The 21,035-nt window shown below is 67.7% G+C and carries 19 protein-coding genes; 11 read left to right on the top strand and 8 right to left on the bottom strand.

What is annotated here, in order from left to right; all coding sequences use genetic code 11:
* Nucleotides 1–679 precede the first annotated feature (679 nt).
* The 5 genes from BMZ69_RS15655 to BMZ69_RS15635 form a co-directional block, all read right to left on the bottom strand.
* Entirely contained in the window at nt 680–1,573 is an 894-nt protein-coding gene (locus BMZ69_RS15655; RefSeq protein WP_092158158.1) for a polysaccharide deacetylase family protein, read from the bottom strand.
* 14 nt (nt 1,574–1,587) lie between these two features.
* The gene (locus BMZ69_RS15650) at nt 1,588–3,297 is read right to left on the bottom strand and encodes a dipeptide ABC transporter ATP-binding protein (protein WP_092158156.1); all 1,710 of its coding nucleotides are present in this window, start codon (nt 3,295–3,297) and stop codon (nt 1,588–1,590) included.
* A 127-nt stretch (nt 3,298–3,424) separates the two neighbouring features.
* Entirely contained in the window at nt 3,425–4,303 is an 879-nt protein-coding gene (locus BMZ69_RS15645; RefSeq protein WP_092158236.1) for an ABC transporter permease, read from the bottom strand.
* Nucleotides 4,303–5,274 (bottom strand): ABC transporter permease, encoded by a 972-nt coding sequence (locus tag BMZ69_RS15640; RefSeq protein ID WP_092158154.1) that lies wholly within the window; start codon nt 5,272–5,274, stop codon nt 4,303–4,305. The genes BMZ69_RS15645 and BMZ69_RS15640 overlap by 1 nt, the downstream gene beginning before the upstream one ends.
* A gap of 97 nt (nt 5,275–5,371) precedes the next feature.
* Complete coding sequence (locus BMZ69_RS15635; RefSeq protein WP_092158234.1) at nt 5,372–6,073, bottom strand: creatininase family protein; 702 nt, start codon at nt 6,071–6,073, stop codon at nt 5,372–5,374.
* A gap of 94 nt (nt 6,074–6,167) precedes the next feature.
* Here BMZ69_RS15635 and BMZ69_RS15630 point away from each other — a divergent pair, with 94 nt between their 5' ends.
* From BMZ69_RS15630 to BMZ69_RS15580, 11 genes are all read left to right on the top strand, one after another.
* Complete coding sequence (locus tag BMZ69_RS15630; protein WP_175506821.1) at nt 6,168–6,719, top strand: MarR family winged helix-turn-helix transcriptional regulator; 552 nt, start codon at nt 6,168–6,170, stop codon at nt 6,717–6,719.
* Nucleotides 6,716–8,320 carry an ABC transporter substrate-binding protein gene (locus BMZ69_RS15625; protein WP_092158150.1) on the top strand — a complete coding sequence of 535 codons (1,605 nt, stop codon included), beginning with the start codon at nt 6,716–6,718 and terminating at the stop codon, nt 8,318–8,320. Before BMZ69_RS15630 ends, BMZ69_RS15625 begins: the two co-directional genes overlap by 4 nt.
* 154 nt (nt 8,321–8,474) lie before the next feature.
* Entirely contained in the window at nt 8,475–9,422 is a 948-nt protein-coding gene (locus tag BMZ69_RS15620) for an isoaspartyl peptidase/L-asparaginase family protein (protein ID WP_092158148.1), read from the top strand.
* The gene (locus BMZ69_RS15615; RefSeq protein ID WP_092158146.1) at nt 9,419–10,459 is read left to right on the top strand and encodes a ketopantoate reductase family protein; all 1,041 of its coding nucleotides are present in this window, start codon (nt 9,419–9,421) and stop codon (nt 10,457–10,459) included. The genes BMZ69_RS15620 and BMZ69_RS15615 overlap by 4 nt, the downstream gene beginning before the upstream one ends.
* The gene (locus BMZ69_RS15610; protein WP_092158144.1) at nt 10,432–11,187 is read left to right on the top strand and encodes an SDR family NAD(P)-dependent oxidoreductase; all 756 of its coding nucleotides are present in this window, start codon (nt 10,432–10,434) and stop codon (nt 11,185–11,187) included. The genes BMZ69_RS15615 and BMZ69_RS15610 overlap by 28 nt, the downstream gene beginning before the upstream one ends.
* A 134-nt stretch (nt 11,188–11,321) precedes the next feature.
* Entirely contained in the window at nt 11,322–12,446 is a 1,125-nt protein-coding gene (locus BMZ69_RS15605) for a TIGR03364 family FAD-dependent oxidoreductase (protein ID WP_092158142.1), read from the top strand.
* Nucleotides 12,443–13,282 carry a phosphonoacetaldehyde hydrolase gene (phnX, locus tag BMZ69_RS15600; protein WP_092158140.1) on the top strand — a complete coding sequence of 280 codons (840 nt, stop codon included), beginning with the start codon at nt 12,443–12,445 and terminating at the stop codon, nt 13,280–13,282. Before BMZ69_RS15605 ends, phnX begins: the two co-directional genes overlap by 4 nt.
* Before the next feature lie 221 nt (nt 13,283–13,503).
* Nucleotides 13,504–14,712, top strand: coding sequence for an ABC transporter substrate-binding protein (locus BMZ69_RS15595; RefSeq protein WP_092158138.1), 1,209 nt, complete (start codon nt 13,504–13,506; stop codon nt 14,710–14,712).
* Between the two features lie 107 nt (nt 14,713–14,819).
* A complete protein-coding gene (locus BMZ69_RS15590; RefSeq protein ID WP_092158136.1) occupies nt 14,820–16,712 on the top strand; it encodes an ABC transporter permease in 1,893 nt (630 codons plus the stop codon).
* On the top strand, nt 16,709–17,470 hold the full coding sequence (locus BMZ69_RS15585; RefSeq protein ID WP_092158134.1) for an ABC transporter ATP-binding protein: 762 nt from the start codon (nt 16,709–16,711) through the stop codon (nt 17,468–17,470). Before BMZ69_RS15590 ends, BMZ69_RS15585 begins: the two co-directional genes overlap by 4 nt.
* Complete coding sequence (locus tag BMZ69_RS15580; protein WP_210188035.1) at nt 17,467–18,171, top strand: ABC transporter ATP-binding protein; 705 nt, start codon at nt 17,467–17,469, stop codon at nt 18,169–18,171. Before BMZ69_RS15585 ends, BMZ69_RS15580 begins: the two co-directional genes overlap by 4 nt.
* A 303-nt stretch (nt 18,172–18,474) precedes the next feature.
* Here BMZ69_RS15580 and BMZ69_RS15575 read toward each other — a convergent pair whose 3' ends face one another.
* Genes BMZ69_RS15575 through BMZ69_RS15565 form a run of 3 tightly spaced genes read right to left on the bottom strand, consistent with a single transcriptional unit; the run spans nt 18,475 to nt 21,011 of the window.
* Nucleotides 18,475–19,272: a MetQ/NlpA family ABC transporter substrate-binding protein gene (locus tag BMZ69_RS15575; protein ID WP_092158130.1), complete on the bottom strand. Its 798-nt coding sequence runs from the start codon at nt 19,270–19,272 to the stop codon at nt 18,475–18,477.
* A 43-nt stretch (nt 19,273–19,315) separates the two neighbouring features.
* Complete coding sequence (locus BMZ69_RS15570; RefSeq protein ID WP_092158128.1) at nt 19,316–19,981, bottom strand: methionine ABC transporter permease; 666 nt, start codon at nt 19,979–19,981, stop codon at nt 19,316–19,318.
* Entirely contained in the window at nt 19,971–21,011 is a 1,041-nt protein-coding gene (locus BMZ69_RS15565; RefSeq protein WP_348272475.1) for a methionine ABC transporter ATP-binding protein, read from the bottom strand. The genes BMZ69_RS15570 and BMZ69_RS15565 overlap by 11 nt, the downstream gene beginning before the upstream one ends.
* Nucleotides 21,012–21,035: the final 24 nt, after the last annotated feature.

The raw sequence follows: 21,035 nt of genomic DNA, 5'->3' as shown, positions 1-21,035 counted from the left end.
AACTTGGCCCGGTGCAGGTGCCGAGGGTGCAGCTGCGGGCGGCCGGGCCGGGGCCGCCTGCGGGGGGGCTGGACGGCGCGGAGCGCTGTCGCCGGACGGAGCGCCTGAGGCATTGGGCTGGGCCGGCGGCGTTACTGGCCGGGCGGGCGAAGGCTGCGGCGCAATCTGCCCCGGAGCCGCCGAGGGAGCTCGCGGCGCCCCCTGTGGAACAGGCGGAGCAATCTGGCCGGGCGCCGTGCCTGCGGGCGGGACCGGGCGGCGCGGCTGTTGAGGCTCGGCCGGGCCCCCGGGAGGCGCGACCTGCGGCGCAGGGGGACGAGCGATCGGCGCGGGAACCGGCGGCGCTGACCGGGGGCCGGGACGTTCCTGCCCGCCCTGGGTCGGACGCTCCTGTCCACCTTGAGGCCGCTGGCGGCGCGGGTCCTGCCGGTCGTCATCGCCGGGCTGCGCCTGGGCGAGCTGGAGCGATGGAGCGGCGAAACTGCCCTGCGACAACAGGATGGCGGGGATGAGGGTGCCGAGCAGGAGCAGGTTTTTCGTGCGCGTCATGACATCCGTTTCCAGTTGTTCTTCCGGAGATGAACGCCCCCGCGCCCTGAATTCCGAATGAACCGAAAACGGCCGAAATCGGGCACGGTTCCGCTGCCCCAGCGGCAACCGGCCCGAAATCACGCCCGCGTCAGAGCCCCGCCTGCGCCTTCACATAGGCCGCGATCTCGGCATGCGTCGCGAACCAGACATCGCCCTTGGCCTTGGCATGGCGCACCAGCTCCTCGAGGATCCAGAAGCGCGAGCGATAGGTGATGACATGCGGGTGCATGGTCAAAAGGAAGAGCCCGCCTTCGGCATAGGCGCCGTCGAATTCGCGCTTGAAGATGTCGAACACCGCCTCGGGCGCCGTATAGGGCCGCAGCGCCTGGAAGCGGTTCATGTTGAAATAGACCGCGTCGTCACGGATCCACTCGACCGGCAATTCGACCAGGCCGGTCGGCTCGCCCTTCTCGACCAGCTCGTAAGGATCGTCATCGGCGAAGAGCGATGAATCGTAGATCAGGCCGAGCTCGCGCTCGACGGCGAGCGTCACCTCGGAAAAATCCCAGGACGGGGTACGCATGCCGACCGGCCTGACGCCGGTGATTGTCTCCAGCGTATCGGCCGAGCGCAGGTGCAGTTCACGCTCCTGGTCGGGCGGAACCGCCGTATTGACCTCATGGATCCAGCCATGAAGGCCGACCTCATGGCCTTCCGCAACCACGCGGCGCTGCTCGTCGGGATAGAGCAGCGCGGTCACCGCCGGCACGAAGAAGCTCGCCTTGATCTCCTCGCGCGCCAGCATGGAGAGGATGCGCGGCATGCCGGCGCGGTTGCCGTACTGGCCCCAGGACAGCCGGCCGACCGATTTGCCGCCATCGCGCAGTTCGTTGGTCTCGTGGTCGACGTCGAAGGAGAGCGCCACGGCGCAGCGCGCCCCACCCGGCCAGCTCTTCGGCTTGAGATTGCGGCCGGCTCTCACCTGCTCGACCTTGCCGCGCCAGGTCTCCTCCGGCCATTGCCAGGGGTTCAGTTCGGTCATGGCGTTCCTCCTGTTCAGGCCGCCGCTTCGGGCAGCACCGGCACGGCCGCGAGCAGCCGCTTGGTGTAGTCGTGCTGCGGGTTGTCGTAGACGTCGCCCGCCGCCCCCTCCTCGACGATGCGGCCGCGATACATCACCGCGACCCGGTCGCAGAGATGCCGGACGACCGAGAGATCGTGCGAGATGAAGATCAGGGTCAGGCCGAGCTCGGCCCGCAGGCGCATCAAGAGGTTGATGATCTGCGCCTGGATCGAGACGTCGAGCGAGGCGACCGGCTCGTCGCAGACGACGAGATCGGGCTGCATGGCGAGCGCGCGGGCGATGGCGACGCGCTGGCGCTGGCCGCCGGAGAACTGGTGCGGATAGCGGTCGGCGAAACCAGGGTCGAGCCCGACCGCGGCGAGCCAGTCGCGGACATAAGCCGCGCTGTCGGCCTTGCTGACCAGCCCGTGGGCGAGCGGCCCTTCGGCGATGCCGGCGCCGATGCGCATGCGCGGATTGAGCGAGGCGAACGGGTCCTGGAAGATCGTCTGGATACGGGTCGTGAGCTTCTTCGGCTCGGCGCCCTCGCTCATCACCGGCCGGCCCTCGAGGCGAACGGTGCCCGAGGTGGGCGCATAGATGCCCGCCGCCATGCGCCCGAGCGTCGACTTGCCCGAGCCGGATTCGCCGACCAGCCCGAGCGCCTCGCCGCGCGGCACGATCAGGCTGACCTCGTCGACCGCCATCACCGCAGGCGGCGGCTGCATGAAGCCGAGCCTCTGGCCGAGTGCGCGCAGGGCACCGGGCCGCGACTCGAAGCGCTTGCTGACGCGATCGGCGACGAAATACGGAGCGCCAGATACCGGCGCGGCAGCGGCTGCCGCCGGCTTGCGAGGAGGTGGGGCAGCATCGGGCACGCCGCCGCCACGCAGCAGCAACTCGCCGGGCTTGGCGCGCGAGGGCAGCGCGTCGAGCAAGGCACGGGTGTAGGCGTGCTGCGGGCGCGTCAGCACGTCGAGCGTCGGGCCGGACTCGACGATCTTGCCGAGCCGCATCACCGCGACATGCTGGGCGATCGAGGCGACGGTGGCGAGGTCGTGGCTGATCCAGATCAGCGCGGTGCCGAGCTCGGCGACGAGCTCCTTCATCTCGGCCAGGATCTCGGCCTGGATCGACACGTCGAGCGCGGTCGTCGGCTCGTCGCAGATGATCAGCTTCGGCCGGTGCAGCAGCGCGATCGCGATGGCGACGCGCTGGCGCATGCCGCCGGAGAGCTGATGCGGGTAGAAATCGACCGTCGCCTCGGGGCGCGGAATGCGGACCTGGGCGAGACCGGCGATGGCGCGCTGGCGCGCCTCGGCTGCGGAAATGGATTGGTGCGCCTCGATCGCCAGCCTGATCTGCTCGCCGATGGTCAGCACCGGGTTCAGCGTCATCAGCGGGTCCTGGAAGACCATCGAGACGACACGGCCGCGCAGCTTGCGCAACTCGTCCGGCTGCAGGCCGACGAGTTCATGGCCTTCGAGCTTCACCGAGCCGCCGGCGACGCGGCCGGGCGGATCAATCAGGCCGATGATCGAGAAGCCGGTGACGCTCTTGCCGGAGCCGGATTCACCGACGAGCCCCATCACCTCGCCGCGGCGCAACGAGAAGGAGACGCCGTCGACCGCCTTGACCACGCCGGCGCGGGTGAAGAACTGCGTGGTTAGGTCGGTGACCGCGAGGAGAGGGACGTCGGTCATGGGCGCGCCTCCCCTGTCATGCTCGGCCTTGTGCCGAGCATCCACGTCTTGAACACGGTCCTCGATCGACGAAGACGTGGATGGTCGGGACAAGCCCGACCATGACGAAGTGGGTTCACACCCGCCCTCATCGCTTCAGCCTCGGATTGACCTGGTCGCGGATCTGGTCGCCGACCAGGTTGATCGCGACGATCAGCAGGATCAAAGCGAGCCCCGGATAGATCGAGATCCAGTAGCGGCCCGACAGCATGTACTGGAAGCCGTTGGCGATCAGCGAACCCAGCGAAGGCTCGGTCACCGGCAGGCCGACGCCCAGGAAGGAGAGCGTCGCCTCCAGCGCGATGGCGTTGGCCACCTGCACCGTCGCGACCACGATCAGCGGCGGCAGGCAGTTGGGCAGGATGTGCCGCCAGATCACCTGCCGCGCCGGAAGCGGCGTCGACAGCGCCGCCTCGACATAGTCCTTGCCGCGCTCGGCCGAGGCCGCGCCATGGGCGGTGCGGGCGAAATAGGCGTATTGCGCCGCGACCAGCGCGGCGATGAGCTGCGCCTTGCCCTGACCGAGCAGGGCGGAGATCACCAGCGCCAGCAGAATCGCGGGAAAGGCGAGCTGCAGGTCGATGACGCGCATGATGAAGGCCTCGCGCCGCCCGCCGAGATAGGCGGCGGCGATGCCGAGCGCGACGCCGATGGCGAAGGCGAAGGTGCCGGCGACCAGCCCCATCTGCAGGGAGATGCGCAGGCCGTAGAGGATGGCCGACAACAGGTCGCGCCCCTGCGCGTCGGTGCCGAGCCAGTGGGTATAGCCGCTGGACCCGACATAGCCGGGCGGGCGGCGGGCGTCGGAGAGGACGAGATTGGCGAGATCGTAGGGGTTCTGCGGCGCGATCAGCGGTGCCAGCAGGGCGACGCCGATCATTAGCACGACGACGACGAGCGCCGCGACGGCGACGCGGCTCTCCCTGAACTCGCTCCAGAAGCGGGCGATCGGCGCTTCCGTCCGCATCATGCCCGCCCCTTCCGCAAGCGCGGGTCGAGCGCGAAATAAGTGAGGTCGACCAGGAAGTTGATCATGATGAAGACGAAGGCGACCAGCATCAGATAGGCGACCATCACCGGCCGGTCGAGCGACTGGATGGAGTCGATGATCAGCTTGCCGATGCCGGGCCAGGAGAAGATCGTCTCGGTCACCACCGCAAAGGCGAGCGTCGAGGCGAATTCGAGGCCGAAGACGGTGACGAGCGGGATCGAGATCAGGCGCAGGACATGCCGGCGCAGGATGACGCTCTCCGGAATGCCGGCGGCGCGGGCGAATTTCACGGTGTCGGTCAGCATGACTTCGCGCGTGCCGGCCCGCGCCAGCCGGGTCATCAGCGCGAGCTTGAAGAAGGCGAGGTTCAGCGCCGGCAGCAAAAGATGCGACAGGCCATTCGGCGTCAGGAAGCTCCATTCGACGCCGAAGAGCGCGGCGGTCTCGCCGCGCCCGCCGGCCGGCAGCCATTGCAGCTCGACGGCGAAGGTCATGATCAGGACGAGGCCGATCCAGAAGGTCGGCACCGAGAAGCCGAGGATCGAGAGCGCCATGATCAGCTTGGACAGCGGGCTGCCCGGCCGGTAGCCGGCATAGATGCCGGCGGGGATGCCGATCAGCGCCGCCCCTAGAACGGCCGCCAGCGTCAGTTCCAGCGTCGCCGGCAGGCGCGACAGGATCAGTTCCAGCACCGGCATGCCGAAGACGAAGGAGCGGCCGAAATCGCCGTGCAGGACGCGATCGAGAAAAGTGAAATACTGTTCCCAGAGCGGCTTATCCAGGCCGTAGCGGGCGATGGTGTCGAGCCTGATGTCCTGGCTGACATCGGGGCCAATCAACACGTCGATCGGGTTGCCGATCGCGTAGACGCCGACGAAGACAAGCGCCGACATGACCAGCATGACGGCCAGCGCCTGCAGGATACGCTCGATGACATGGGTCAGCATCGGAGGGACATTCGTCGCCGTTGCTTCGCAACCTCCATGCCAAGGAGAGGGGATTCGTTGCCGCTCTCCTGGATAGAGACAGCGGCAGGATAGGTCATCACGGCCAGCTCTCGACCATCACCGCGCGGGTTTCCTCGACGCCCACGGCCCAGAGCGCCAGCATCTCCTCGTCCGGCCGCTGGTAACGGCCATGGAAATTGCCGTCGCCGAGGATCTCGCGCTTCCGCTGCGGACTGGCGGCCTGGTAGAGCGCGGCATCGAAGGGCGGCTTCACCCCATCGGGCAGGGTCACGCCTTCGAGGCGCGTCCAGGGGAAATTCTCCATCCAGGAGGCATGCGAGGCTGCAGGGTCGGTCGCCTTCACCGCCTTCTGGAAGCGCGGCCCGGCCCACCAGTTGTGCATCTTGACGCTGGCGTCGGGCCGCCGGCCCATCCATTCGGTCACCGCCGTCATCACCGGCGCATTGCCGCCATGGCCGTTGACCAGCACAATGCGGCGGAAGCCGGAGCGGTAGACGCCTTCGAGCAGATCCTCGATCAGCGCGATGTAAGTGGTCATGCGCAGCGAGATCGTGCCGGGATAGGCGGTGAAACCCGGCGTCATGCCATAGGCCAGCACCGGGAAGACCGGGATGCCAAGCGGCTCGGCCGCTTCGGCTGCGATGCGTTCGGACAGGATCGCATCGGTGGCGAGGCTCAAATAGGCATGCTGCTCGACGCAGCCGAGCGGCAGCACGCAGCGATCGTCGCGCTTCGCCTGGTCCTCGATCTGCATCCAGTTCATCCGGGCGACGAGCACGGCCTGATCCTTGCGTTTCGGCGAAACCGCGTCATCCTTGACAGTCGCATCAGCGACCGTCAAGTTCCATATGGAACTAAATGGGATGTCCGAGATGGCACGCGCCCCGACCTCCTTGTCCAAACTCGACCGCGACCGCGAGGCTGCGCTGCGCGAGCTCGATCCGCTGACCGTCACCAAGCTCTGGGACAATCCCTGCTGGCTGTCGTTCCGGCTTAACTTCATCGCCTTCCGCTTCAACGACCCGGTCTATCGCTGGATCGAGACGCGCTACGGGCTGGTGCGACCGGAATTCGTCGCGCTTTACGCCGTCGGACTCAAGGGCGGCGTCGCGGCCAAGAATATCGTCTCCTCCTCCGGCCTGCCCAAGAACACGCTCTCGCGCGCGATCCAGAAGCTGCTGCAGCGGCGCCTGCTCAAGCGCGAGACCGATCCGGACGATCTGCGCAGCTATGTGCTGGCGCTGACGCCGGCCGGGCGCGCCATCTTCGACGAAACCATGCCGATGATGGTGGGCCAGCAGACCGCGATGCTCTCGGTGCTGACCGAAGCCGAGCAGAAGCAGCTCTGCGAGCTGATGGACAAGATGGTGATCGCCTCCCCGACCTGGCCTGCCGATCTCGAACCCGAAGGGACCTCCAAATGACCAAGCCCTTGTCGCACCGGTCCCCGCTCTGGCGGACCGCCGCTCTTGCCGCCCTGATCGGATTGCCGCTCTCCGGCGCCGCCATGGCCCAGACGCTGACCATCGGCGTGCGCGCGGGACCTGAATCAATCGATCCGCATTTCACCGCGACTGGCACGCATGCCGAAGCGCTGAAGCATGTCTTCGACACCCTGACCTGGTCGGGCGACAAGCTGCAGATCGAACCGCGCCTCGCCACGAGCTGGAAGGCGATCGAGCCCTCCGTCTGGGAGTTTAAGCTGCGGCCGGGCGTCAAGTTCCATGACGGCTCGGACTTCACCGCAGAGGACGTCAAGTTCTCGATCGAGCGCATCCCGGTGGTCGCTGGCCCGAACCCGACGACGATCTATGTCCGGCGCGTCAAGGAGGTGAAGATCGTCGATCCGCTCACCGTCCACATCGTCACCGATGGTCCGGCGCCGAACCTGCCGAACGATTTCATCCGCCTGTTCATCGTCTCGCACAAGGCGGCGGCCGGGCTGACCAAGGACAATGCCAACGACGCCTTCAATACCGGCAAGGCGGCGATCGGCACCGGCCCCTACAAGTTCGTGTCCTGGACGCCGAAGGACCAGCTCGTGCTCGAGCGCTTCGACGGCTATTGGGGCGAGAAGGAGCCGTGGCAGCGGGTGCTGCGCAAGGAATTGCCGAACGATGCCGCCCGCGTCGCCCAGCTCAAGGCCGGCCAGGTCGACATCATCGTGCGCGCCCCGGCTTCCGACGTGCCGACGCTGAAACGCGATGCCAAGCTCTCGGTCGCCACCATCGACACCGTCTATGTCTTCAACATGGAGCTCGACATGCGGGACAAGGCCCCGCAGGTCAGCGCCAAGGACGGCTCGGCCCTGCCCAAGAACCCGATGCAGGACGCCAAGGTGCGCGAGGCGATCGACCTCGCCATCGACCGTCCGGCACTGGCTGAGATCGCGATGGAAGGGCTCGGCGCTCCGGTCAACCAGCTGGTGACGCCCGACATCGCCGGCTACAACAAGAGCCTGCCGCCGCTGAAGCCGGACCTCGCCAAGGCGAAGAAGCTGATGGAGGAAGCCGGCTACCCCAACGGCTTCAAGGTCTCGTTCTCCTTCACCAATGACCGCCTGCCGGGCGATCGCCAGGTCGGCACCTCGATCGCCCAGATGCTGGCACGGATCGGCATCGAGGTGAACGCCAATGCCCAGCCCGGCGCGGTCTTCTTCCCGGCCCGGACCCGCGGCGAGTTCTCGCTGTCGATGTCGGGCTGGGGCACGCTGACGGGCGAGGCGAACTACACGCTCTCCTCGGTGGTGCACTCGAACGACCCGGCCAAGAAGCTCGGCGCCTTCAACGTGCTTGGCTACAAGAACGCCGAGCTCGACAAGCTGATCGAGGACGCGGCGGTCGAGATGGACGAGGCCAAGCGCAACGACCTGCTCTCGCAGGCCAACGCCATCGTCGCCAAGGACCGGCCGCGCCTGCCGATCGTCGCGGTCGGCTCGGCCTGGGCGATGCAGAAGGCCAAGGTGACGATCCGCCCGCGCGTCGACGAGGACACGCTGGCGATGGACATCAAGCCGGTGAAGTAAGCCGAGCTAAGGCCGTCATGCTCGCCCTTGTGGCGAGCATCCACGTCTTGAACACGGCACTCGAAGAACGAAGACGTGGATGGTCGGGACAAGCCCGACCATGACGGTGCACCGCACGTTCGCGACAGCCTAGTTGAAGTCAGGATAACTCAGCATGACCATCGCCCTCGCCATCCATGGCGGCTGCGGCACCTTGCCCAAGGCCGAGATGACGGACGCCGAATGGGCCGAGGCCAAGGCCCATCTCGCCAAGTCGCTGCGCGCCGGCTGGGCGGTCCTCGCCAAGGGCGGCAGCGCGGTCGACGCGGTCGAGGCCGCCGTGCTGGTGATGGAGGATTCCGTCCATTTCAACGCCGGTTATGGTGCCGCCCTCAATGCCGATGGCGAGCATGAGCTCGACGCCTCGATCATGGACGGCGCGACCCTGGCCGCCGGGGCGCTCTGCGCGGTCAAGCGCATCCGCAATCCGATCAGCGCCGCCAAGGCGCTGATGCATCGCGGCGACCCGCTCTTGCTGACCGGTCCGGCCGGCGACGCCTTTGCCCAGACCGAAGGGCTCGACATCGTCGAGAACGAGTATTTCTCGACCGAAAGGCGGCGCAAGAACCTGGCCTCGATGAAGATCCGCGAGCTCGTCGGCACCGCCGACGAGGCGAGCGAGGCTGAGAAGCACGGCACGGTCGGCGCGGTGGCGCTCGACGCCGACGGTCATCTCGCCGCCGCGACCTCGACCGGCGGCTACACCAACAAGCCCCCGGGCCGCGTCGGCGATTCCCCGATCATCGGCGCCGGCACCTATGCCCGCGACGGGCGCTGCGCGGTGTCGGGCACCGGCAAGGGCGAGTTCTTCATCCGCCATTGCGTCGGCCATGAGATCGCGTCGCTGATTGGCTATGCCGGCCTCTCGCTGAAGGAGGCGGCCGACCGCGCCATCGCAGAACTCACCGCGCACAAGATCGGGGCCGGGCTCGTCGCCGTCGGGGCCGATGGCGCGATCGTCGCGCCCTATAACTCCGAAGGCATGTATCGGGGATGGGTGACGCCGGACGGGCTCGTTCATGTCGGAACCCATGCGGAGGTCGAGGTGATGGGGCAGGCATGAGCGGCGAGCCCATCCTGATCTGGGGCGCCGGCGCGATCGGCGGCACGCTCGGCGCCTATTGGGCGCGGGCCGGCGTGCCGGTGTTGCTGGTCGACATCGTGCCTGAGCATGTCGAGGCCTGTCGGACGTCGGGGCTCTCGATCACCGGGCCGGTCGAGGAGTTCCGGCAGGCGGTACCGGCGGTGACGCCGCAGGAGCTGACCGGCAGCTATTCGCGCATCGTGCTGGCGGTGAAGGCCGGTGCGACGGAGGCTGCGCTCGCCGCTCTGAAGCCGCATCTCGCCGCTGACGGCTTCGTGCTCTCGGCCCAGAACGGGCTCAACGAGATCACCATCGCCAAGACGGTCGGCGAACAGCGGACCATGGGCTGCTTCGTCAATTTCGGCGCCGACTGGCATGGGCCGGGCGAGGTCCTCTACGGCAATCGCGGCGCTGTCGTCGTCGGCGAGCTCGACGGGGCGATGAGCGAGCGCGTGCGCGAGATGCACCGGCTGCTCAAGTTGTTCGAGCCGGACGCGATCCTGACCGACAACATCTACGGCTATCTCTGGGGCAAGCTCGCCTATGGCGCGATGCTGTTCGGCACGGCCCTGACCAACGATTCCATGTCGGCGAACTTCGCCGATCCGGAGCGGCTGCCGGTCTGGCTTGCGCTCGGCCGCGAGGTCGGCGCGGTCGCGGCGGCGCGCGGAGTCGCTTCGCTCGGCTTCGGCGCGTTCGATCCCAGCGTGTTCGCGCCGGATACGCCGGAAGGGCCGCAAATCGAGACGATCGCCTGGCTCGCCGACTACACCTCGAAGACCGCCAAGACCCATTCCGGCATCTGGCGCGATCTCGCCGTGCGCAAGCGCAAGACGGAAGGCCAGCCGCAGATCGGCATCATCTCTGCGCTCGGCCGCGAGGTCGGCGTCGCCACGCCGGCATTGGAACTCCTGGTATCGCTAATCCAGGACATCGAGGATGGCCGCCGCCCGATGTCGTTCGAGACGCTGAAGGTGTTGATCGAGCAATGCAAATCCGCTTCGACAATCGCGTAGCCCTCGTCACCGGCGCCGCGCAAGGCATCGGCCGCGCCATCGCCGCCGCGCTTGTCGACGCCGGAGCGAAGATTCATCTCGCCGATCTCGATGCGGACGGCGTCGCCGCCAGCGCAGAAGCGCTCGGCGCCAATGCCCATGTCGCCGATCTCGGGAGCCCGGAAGCCGCCAAGGCGCTGGTCGATGCGATCCTCGCCGCCGAAGGCCGGCTCGATCTCCTGGTCAATGCCGCAGGCGGCGTGCGCGGCCAGGTCGGCCGGCCGATCGAGGAGATCTCGGAGAGCGACTGGCGCGCCGTCTTCGCCGCCAATGTCGACGCCGCCTTCTTCCTGTCGCAGGCGGCCGCGCCGACGATGAAACAGGCCGGCTACGGCCGTATCGTCAACATCTCTTCGGGCGCAGGGCTTCGCCCGAGCCTGACCGGCATCCAGGCCTATGCCAGCGCCAAGCATGCGCTGGTGGGCCTGACCAGGCAGCTCGCCTGGGAATTCGGCCCGCATGGAATCACCGTGAATTCGGTCGCGCCCGGCTTCGTCCGCTCCAACCCGGCGACCGAGCGGCAATGGGAATCCTATGGTCCGGACGGCCAGAAGCGATTGATCGAGGGCATCCATACCCGCCGGCTCGGCACACCTCAGGATATCGCCCATGCCAGCCTGTTCTTCCTCTCCGAGCAGGCGGGCTGGGTGACCGGCCAGGTGCTCTCGGTCGACGGCGGTCGTTCCTGATCATGCACCATTGCACGCATGGCGTGCGATGAGCCGGCTGCGAACCCCGCTTCGTCACAGTTCTGCATTGCAAGGGCCTTAAGCGGCCCCGATTGGCATGGGCGCGAATCGCAAGAGCGCCGGGAGGACAGTTCGTGGAGCGCAGTTTCGATCTCGCCATCGTCGGCGCCGGCATCGTCGGCCTCGCCCATGCGCTCGCAGCGGCGCGGCGCGGGCTGAAAGTGGTGCTGATCGACCGCGATGCGCAGGCGAACGGCGCCTCCATCCGCAATTTCGGCTTCATCACCGTGACCGGCCAGCAAGCCGGCGAGACCTGGCGGCGGGCACAGCGCTCGCGCGATGTCTGGGCGCAGATCGCGCCCAAGGCCGGCATCGCCATCGCCCATGCCGGGCTCTGCACAACCTCGCGCCGGCCTGAGGCGACCGCGGTACTCGAAGCCTTCCTCAGGACCGAGATGGGCGAGGGCTGCGAGCTGGTGAGCGGCAATGCGCTCGGCGAGCGCTTCCCCTTCCTCGCCGGCCAGCAGGCGGCGCTGTGGAGCCCGCATGATCTGCGCGTCGAATCGCGTGAGGCGATCCCGCTGCTCGCCGCCCATCTCGAACGCGATTGGGGGGTCACCATCCTGCGCAAGACAACAGTGCGCGGCGTGGCCTTGCCGGTGATCGAGACCTCGAACGGGGTCCTGCGAGCGGACGCCGCGATCATCTGCCCGGGCGATGATTTCACCGGTCTTTATGCCGACGCGCTCAAAGCCGCCTATCCCGCGCTGACGCGCTGCAAGCTGCAGATGCTGCGGGTGCGGACCGCTTCCTCCGGTCCCGATCTGCCTTGCGCGGTGATGTCCGACCTCTCGCTGGTGCGCTATCTCGGCTATGCCGAATTGCCGGAGGCCGCCGCCTTGCGCGCCCGGCTCGAGCGCGAGCAGCCCAAGCAGCTCGCCAATGGCATCCATCTGATCACCGTCGCCTCGGCCGACGGCACCCGCGTCGTCGGCGATTCCCATCACTATGCCGCGACGCCCGATCCGTTCGGTGACACCGATGTCGATGAGCTGATCCTCGACGAATACGAGGCGGTGTTCGGCGCCCGGCCGTCCGTCGAGGCGCGCTGGCTCGGCACCTATGCCAGCCTGCCCGACCGGCCGATGCTGCGCGAATGGGTCGCCGAGCGCACCAGCCTGGTCATCGTCACATCGGGGACGGGAGCGTCCACCTCCTTCGCCATCGGCGAAGAGACCATTGCGGAGATGTTCGGATGAGCGTGCTGTCCCTGCTTCCCTTCCAGACCGTCAAGGCGGTGGTGCTCGACTGGGCCGGCACGGTCGTCGATTTCGGCTCGCGCGCGCCGATGGGCGCCTTCGTCGAGGTCTTCGCCCGCTTCGGCGTCGCGATCACGATCGCGCAGGCGCGCGGCCCGATGGGCCTGCCCAAGCGCGCCCATATCGCGGCGCTGATGGCGGAGCCGGCGATCGCTGAGGCCTGGCGTGCCGCCCATGGCGAGATACCGGGCGAGGCGGCGATCGATGCGGTCTACGCTGAGTTCGTGCCGCTCAACGCCGCCGTCGTCACCGACTATGCCGACCTCATCCCCGGCGCAGCCGACAGCATCGCCAATCTGCGCCGGCGCGGGCTCAAGATCGGCTCGACCACCGGCTATACCCGCGAGATCATGGAGCGCTTGCTGCCGGTCGCGGCGGCGCAGGGCTACGAGCCTGACAACCTCGTCTGCGCCGGCGATCTCGTCGAGGGCCGCCCGAGCCCGCTGATGATGTATCGCTGCTTCGCCGATCTCGGCGTCTATCCGCCTTCCGCCGTGATCAAGGTCGACGATACCGAGCCCGGCATCGCCGAAGGCGTCGCCGCCGGCACCTGGACGGTCGGGCTCGCCATCTCCGGCAATTGCGTCGGCCTGTCGCTGGCCGAATGGAACGACTTGCCGCTGCTCGAACAGCAGAAGCTGCGCGGCGAGGCGGCGGCGAAGCTACGCGCGGCCGGGGCCGACTATGTCATCGACAGCATCGCCGAGCTTGTCGGCGTGGTCGAAGCGATCGAGGCGACGCTCACGGCCCGGCAGAGCGCGAAGCAGTCCGCCTGAGGTCCGCTCGGCTGGCCCTGACATGGCGCTGCCCAAGCCGGCGGCAAAGGAACCTGTATTTCGACGATTGACAAACTGCGAAACGCAGTCGAAATTTCATACGCATACAAACGAATTTCCGCCCTGGCTTGTTGCAGCGCACTGCAGTGGCCTAGGGTAGGAAATCGCGCAGCGAGGGGCTGTGGATGCGTAAGACCAGCGATCAACGGGAGAGCCACCAGATGGACCGTCGCCAATTCGTCAGCGGAGCTGCGCTCGGCGCGGTCGCGCTGACCACGCCGTCGCTGCTGCGCGCCCAGAGCGCGCCGATCAAGATCGGCGAGATCAACAGCTACACCTCGCAGCCGGCCTTCCTGAAGCCCTATCGCCAGGGCTGGGAGCTGGCGCTGGAGCAGGTCAACGCCAAGGGCGGCGTGCTCGGCCGCAAGATCGAGACCCTGTTCCGCGACGATGCCGGCAAGCCCGAGGATTCGGTGCGCCTCGCCGGCGAGCTGATCAATGCCGAGAAGGTCGATCTGCTCTCGGGCGGCTTCCTCTCCAATGTCGGCCTCGCCATCGCCGACTACGCCCTGCAGAACAAGCGGCTCTATGTCGCCTCAGAGCCGCTTTCGGACGCGATCGTCTGGGCCAAGGGCAACCGCTACACCTTCCGCCTGCGGCCCTCGACCTACATGCAGGCGGCGATGCTGGTCGAGGAAGCCGCCAAGCTCCCGGCGAAGAAATGGGCGACCGTGGCGCCGAACTACGAATACGGCCAGTCGGCGGTGAAGTGGTTCAAGGAGCTCTTGAAGAAGGCCAAGCCCGACGTCGAGTTCGTCGCCGAGCAGTTCCCGGCGCTCGGCCGCATCGATGCCGGCGCCACCGTGCAGGCGCTCGAGGCGGCCAAGCCCGATGCGATCTTCAATGTCACCTTCGCCGCCGACCTCTCGAACTTCGTGCGCCAGGGCAATACCCGCGGGCTCTTCGAAGGTCGGACGGTGGTCTCGATGCTGACCGGCGAGCCCGAATATCTCGATCCGCTCGGCGCCGAGACGCCGGTCGGCTGGATCGTCACCGGCTATCCGCATGCCGACATCCAGACTCCGGATCACGTCAAGTTCCGCGATGCCTACAAGGCCAAGTACAACGACTACCCCCGGCTCGGCTCGGTGGTCGGCTTCGACACCATGAACGCCATCGCTGCCGGCCTCGCCAAGGCGGGCACGACCGACAACGAGAAGCTTATCGACGCCATGAAGGGGCTGAAGTTCACCTCGGCCTTCGGCCCGGTGGAGTTCCGCGCTTCCGACCACCAGGCGACGCTCGGCGCCTATGTCGGCAAGACCGCGGTCAAGGACGGCAAGGGCGTTATGGTCGACTGGCGCTATGCCGACGGCGCCAAATACCTGCCTTCGGATGCAGAGGTGAAGACGCTTCGTCCGGCGGGCTGAAGCGCCAGGCTTCGACCTGATCTAGACTATGGCTGACCCGGCCGCAGCTCAGCGCTGCGGCCGCAGGAAGACTGCGCCCTTTTTCGGTTGTTTCGACGGGACCTCGCATGATCGATCTGATCTTCGCGCAGACGCTCAACGGCCTGGCCTCGGCCTCGTCGCTCTTCCTCGTCGCCTGCGGGCTGTCGATCATCTTCGGCGTGACGCGGATCGTGAACTTCGCGCATGGCTCCTTCTACATGCTGGGCGCCTATCTCGCCTTCACGCTGGTCACCCGCTTCGGGCCGGCCAATGCGCTCGGCTTCTGGGGCGGAGTGCTGCTGGCGGCTGTCATCGTCGCGGCGCTCGGCGCCCTCGTCGAGATCGTCATCCTGCGCCGGATCTACCAGGCGCCCGAGCTGTTCCAGCTGCTCGCCACCTTCGGCCTCGTGCTGATGGTGCAGGACATCGCGCTCGGCATCTGGGGGCCGGAGGACAAGCTCGGACCGCGCGCGCCCGGCTTCAAGAGCTTCGTCGTGCTGATGGGCAGCCGCTTCCCGAGCTACGAGCTCTTCCTGATCGTGGTCGGGCCGATCATGCTCGGCCTGCTCTGGTTCCTGTTCCAGAAGACGCGCTGGGGCACGCTGGTGCGCGCCGCGACGCAGGACCGCGAGATGGTCGGCGCGCTTGGCGTCAACCAGCGCCTGCTCTTCACCTCGGTTTTCGCCTTCGGCGCCGGCCTTGCGGCGCTGGGAGGAGCCTTACAGCTCCCGCGCGAGGCGGTGAACCTGCACATGGACCTCTCGATGATCTCGGAGGCCTTCGTCGTCGTGGTCGTCGGCGGGCTTGGCAGCGTTACTGGCGCCTATCTCGCCGCGGTGCTGATCGGCATCATCCACGCCTTCGGCATCCTGATCTTTCCGAAGATCACGCTGGTGCTGGTCTTCCTGGTGATGGCCGTCGTGCTCGTGATCAAGCCCTACGGCCTGATGGGCAAGCGCCCGGTCGGAACCGCCCATGCCCATGGCCCGGTCGAGCCGCTGCTGCTGCCGGCCAGCGCCAACGTCAAGCTGATCGGCCTCGCGGCACTGGCCGTGCTGCTGCTCGCCCCCTTCATCGTCGCCGATCACTGGCTGCTGACGCTGACTGAGCTCTCGATCTTCGCGCTGTTCGCGGCGTCGCTGCACTTCATGATGGGCCCCGGCGGCATGGCCTCCTTCGGCCACGCCGCCTATTTCGGGCTCGGCGCCTATGGTGCGGCGCTGGCGGTGAAGTGGCTGGGCATGCCGATGGTTCCGGCGCTCGCCTTCGCGCCTTTCCTCGCCGGCATCGCCGGCGTCGTCTTCGGCTGGTTCTGTGTGCGGCTCTCGGGCGTTTACCTCGCCATGCTGACGCTCGCCTTCGCCCAGATCGCCTGGGCGACCGCCTTCCAGTGGGTCGACGTCACCGGCGGCGACAACGGCATTCTCGGCGTCTGGCCGGCGGCCTGGGCGGCGCCCAAGCTGGTCTACTACTATCTCGCGCTGGCGGTCTGCGTCGCCGCGATCCTTGCCCTGCGCGTCGTCGTCTTCGCGCCCTTCGGCTATGCCTTGCGGGCCGGGCGCGACAACCCGCTCCGGGCCGAGGCGATCGGCCTGCCGGTGATGCGGATCCAGTGGATCGCCTTCATTATCGCTGCCTTCGCGGCCGGCATCGCCGGCGCCCTCTTCGCCTTCTTCAAGGGCTCGGTCTTCCCGACCTATATGGCGATCCCGCGCTCGGTCGATGGGCTCCTGATGGTACTGCTCGGCGGCGTCCAGACCGTGTCCGGCCCGATCGTCGGCGCCTTCGCCTTCATGGGCCTGCAGGAGCAGTTGATGAAGGCGACGATGTACTGGCGCTTCGTCATGGGCGCCTCGATCGTCCTGCTCGTCATCCTGTTCCCGCGCGGCCTCGTCGGCACGGCGCTGGCCTTCGCCGAGCGGCGCCGCGAGGTCGAGCCCGCTCCTCCCGTCGCCGCCACGCCGGAGCCCGCCCGATGAGCCCGGTCCTCGAAGTCCGTAATCTCGGAAAATCCTTCGGCGGCGTGCGCGCCGTCGACGATGTCAGCTTCTCGGTTGAGGCCGGCAAGCTCTTGGCGCTGATCGGCCCGAACGGCGCCGGCAAGACCACCTGCTTCAACATGCTGAACGGCCAGCTCCCCTCCGACCGCGGCGAGGTGATCTTCGACGGCAAGAAGATCACCGGCCTGAAGCCGCGCGAGGTCTGGCGGCTCGGGGTCGGCCGCACCTTCCAGATCACCGCGACCTTCGCTTCGATGAGCGTGCGCGAGAACGTGCAGATGGCGCTGATCTCACATGCCGGCGAAACCTGGACCCTGTTCGGCCGCGCCAAGGACCGCCATGTCGCCGAGGCCGACGCGCTGCTGAAACAGGTCGGCATGCTCGACCAGGCCGAGCGCGCCTGCGGCGTGCTCGCCTATGGCGACCTGAAGCGGGTCGAGCTCGCGGTCGCGATCGCCAACAAGCCAAAACTCCTGCTGATGGACGAGCCGACCGCCGGCATGGCCCCGCGCGAGCGCATCGCGCTGATGGCGCTGACCGCCGAGATCGCTCGGGAACGCGGCATCGCCGTGCTCTTCACCGAGCACGACATGGACGTGGTCTTCGCCCATTCCGATGCGATCCTGGTGCTCGACCGCGGCAAGCTGATCGCCAAGGGCCGGGCCGAGGAGGTCCGCAACGATCCGGCCGTGCGCGCCGTCTATCTCGGCTCCGGCGCGACCTCGGGAGGCCACTGATGCTCGAGATCGAAGGCCTCAACGCCTATTACGGCCGCGCCCATATCCTGCACGGCGTCGGCTTCTCGATGGGGCGCGGCGAGGTGCTGGCCTTGATGGGCCGCAACGGTGCCGGCAAGTCGACGACGATGAAGGCGGTGATGGGGCTGGTGCCGCCGCAGGCCGGCCGCATCACCTTCGAGGGACACACCATCGTCGGGCGCGAGCCCTTCGAGATCGCCCGCCTCGGCATCGGCTATGTGCCGGAGGAGCGCCGCGTCTTCTCCGAGCTCAGCGTGATGGAGAACCTCTCCGTGGCGCAGCGACCGAAGCGCGAGGGCGCGCCGCACTGGACGCCGGAGCGGCTGTTCCAGCTCTTCCCCAATCTCGGGCGCATGCGCGACCGGCCGGGCGGTGCGATGTCCGGCGGCGAGCAGCAGATGCTGACCATCGCCCGCACCCTGATGGGCAATCCCAAGCTCGTCCTGCTCGACGAGCCCTCGGAAGGCCTCGCCCCGGTCATCGTCGAGGAGATGGCCAAGACCATCCTGGCGCTGAAGAGCGAAGGGCTCTCGGTGCTGATCTCCGAGCAGAATCTGCACTTCGCCGGCTCGGTCGCCGACCGCGCCACCATCATCGAGAAGGGGCTGATCCGCTTCACCGGCACGATGGACGAGCTCAAGGCGGATGAGGCCGTGCGGGCGCAGTACCTGTCGGTTTAAGCAACCGCATCGTCATTCCGGGGCGCCGCGTAGCGGCGAACCCGGAACCCATGAACACGACGCTGCTCCAGTCCGTCATGCTCGCCCTTGTGGCGAGCATCCACGTCTTGAACACGGCCTTCGCCCAACGAAGACGTGGATGGTCGGGACAAGCCCGACCATGACGGAAAGCGGGTGTTCATGGGTTCCGGGCTCAGGCCTTCGGCCTGCCCCGGAAAGACGACGGGTTGAAACGAAAAACCCCGGAAGCTTGCGCTTCCGGGGCAGGTGCCCGGCCGTGACCACAGCCCGGGGGGAGGAGCCTTACCAGCCGGCGAGGACCGAGCCCTTGAAACGCTCGGCGACGAAGGCCTTGATCTCGGGGGTGTGATAGGAGGCGAGCAGCGCCTTGACCCAGGGCTTGTCCTTGTCGGCCTCGCGCACGGCGATCAGGTTGACATAGGGGCCCTTCGGGTCTTCGCGCAGGATCGCCGAGGTCGGCTCGATCTTGGCGTCGACGGCGTAGTTGGTGTTGATCGCGGCGGCAGCGACATCGGCGAGCGAGCGCGGCGTCTGGGCGGCCTCGATCTCGATGATTTTCAGCTTCTTCGGGTTGCTGACGATGTCGGCGACGCTCGGCTTGAAGCCGACGCCGTCCTTGAGCTTGATCGCGCCCTTGTCCTGCAAGAGGAGCAGCGAGCGGCCGCCATTGGTCGGGTCATTCTGGATCGCGACGGTGGCGCCATCCGGCACCTCGGCCCAGCTCTTGTACTTCGAGGAGTAGATGCCGAGCGGGAAGTTCACGGTCAGGCCGACGCTGACCAGCTTGAAGCCGCGATCCTTCACCTGGTTGTCGAGATAGGGCTGGTTCTGGAAGGAGTTCGCCTCGAGTTCGCCGGCGGCCAGCGCCTGGTTGGGCACGACATAGTCGGAGAACTCGATGATCTTGAGGTCGAGCCCGTTCTTGGCGGCGATCGGCTTCACCTTCTCCAGGATTTCGGCATGCGGACCGGGCGAGGCGCCGATGCGGACGACCTGGTTCTGCTGGGCAAGCGCCGGGGCGGCGAGGACGAACGAGGCGGCAAGGCCGAGCGCGAGGCGACGGCTGAAGAGAACAGACATGATGGCTCCTTGGTGAACTGAACGGGTTGGAAGCGGAAAGGGATCAGGCGTGGCGCAGGCGCTTGTTGAGGCGGCGCGACAGGCGGTCGCCGACGCTCTGCACCGTCTGGACGAGGACGATCAGCACGGCGACGACGATCGCCATCACATCCGGCATGAAGCGCTGATAGCCGTAGCGGATGCCGAGATCGCCCAAGCCGCCACCGCCGACGGCGCCGACCATGGCCGAGAAGCCGAGGAGGCTGACCAGAGCCAAGGTCAGGCCGAGCACGATCGCCGGCAGCGCCTCGGGCACCAGCACCTTGCGGACGATCTGCAGCGGGGTCGCGCCCATCGAGCGGGCCGCCTCGACGAGGCCCTGGTCGACCTCGCGGATGGCACCTTCGATCAGGCGGGCGATAAAGGGCGTCGCCGCCACGGTCAGCGGCACGGTCGCGGCGAAGGTGCCGATCGAGGTGCCGGCGATCAGCCGGGTGAAGGGGATGATCGCAACGACCAGAATGATGAAGGGCGTCGAGCGCGTCGCGTTGACCAGCGCGCCGAGCACCGCGTTGACCGCAGGCGCGGCGAAGAGCTCGCCCTTCTTGCTGGTGGCGAGGAAGACGCCGAGCGGCAGGCCGAGCGCCGTGCCGAGCCCGGCGGCGATCGCGACCATCAGCAAGGTATCGCCGGTCGCCTCGACGATCAGACGGATGAGTTCAGGAGACATGGCCGACCAGCTCCGCCTTGAGATCGAGGGATTTCAGCGCGCCGAAGACGGCGGAGAGCGCGGGCTCGCTCGCCGGCACCGAGACCAGCAGGCTGCCGAAGGGCTTGTCGCCGATCGCATCGATGCGGCCGGCGAGGATGTTGACGTCGACGCCGATCACGGCGCTGAGGCGGCTGATCACCGGCGTCGTCGCGTTCTCGCCGGTGAAGGCGATGCGCAGCACGGCGCTGTCGCCGGCGAGTGCCTGCTTATGGATGCGGCCGGCGAGGTATTCTGGGACCTCGACGCCGGTCACCGACTCGACGAAGCTCGCCGTGGTCGGGTGGCGCGGCCTTGTCATCACCTCGAAGGTCTCGCCCTCCTCGACGATATGGCCGCCCTCGATCACCGCGACGCGGTCGCAGATCTCCTTGATCACCGGGATCTCGTGGGTGATCAGCAGGATGGTGATGCCGAGCTCGCGATTGACCTGCTTGAGCAGGGCCAGGATCGAGCGGGTGGTCTCGGGATCGAGCGCCGAGGTCGCCTCGTCGCAGAGCAGCACCTTGGGCTCGGTCGCCAGCGCCCGGGCGATGCCGACGCGCTGCTTCTGGCCGCCGGAGAGCTCGGCCGGGTAGCGCTCGCGCTTGTCGGAAAGCCCGACCAGAGCGAGCAGGCGGCTGACCTGCGCCTCGATCTTCGCCCTAGGCACGCCGGCGATCTCCAGCGGCAGCGCGACATTGTCGAAGACCGTGCGCGACGACAGCAGGTTGAAATGCTGGAAGACCATGCCGGTGGCGCGCCGGCGCTCGCGCCAGCCGGCCTCGGTCAGGTTGGTGACGTCCTCGCCCTCGATCAGGATGCGGCCGGAAGTGGCGCGCTCCAGCCCGTTGACCAGGCGGATCAGGGTCGACTTGCCGGCGCCGGAGCGGCCGATCACGCCGACGATGCTGCCGCGCGGCACGGCAAGGTCGATACCGGCGAGCGCCGTCACCGGCTCCTGGCCGTCGCGGCTCGCAAAGGTCTTGCCGACGGCCTCGAAGCGAATGATCGCGTCGGCCGGAGGCGTCGGAAG

Source organism: Allobosea sp. CRIB-10, from assembly GCF_900112185.1.
Lineage (GTDB): Bacteria > Pseudomonadota > Alphaproteobacteria > Rhizobiales > Beijerinckiaceae > Allobosea.
Note: the sequence above shows the minus strand (reverse complement) of the source record. Positions and strands in the feature narration are given on the sequence as shown.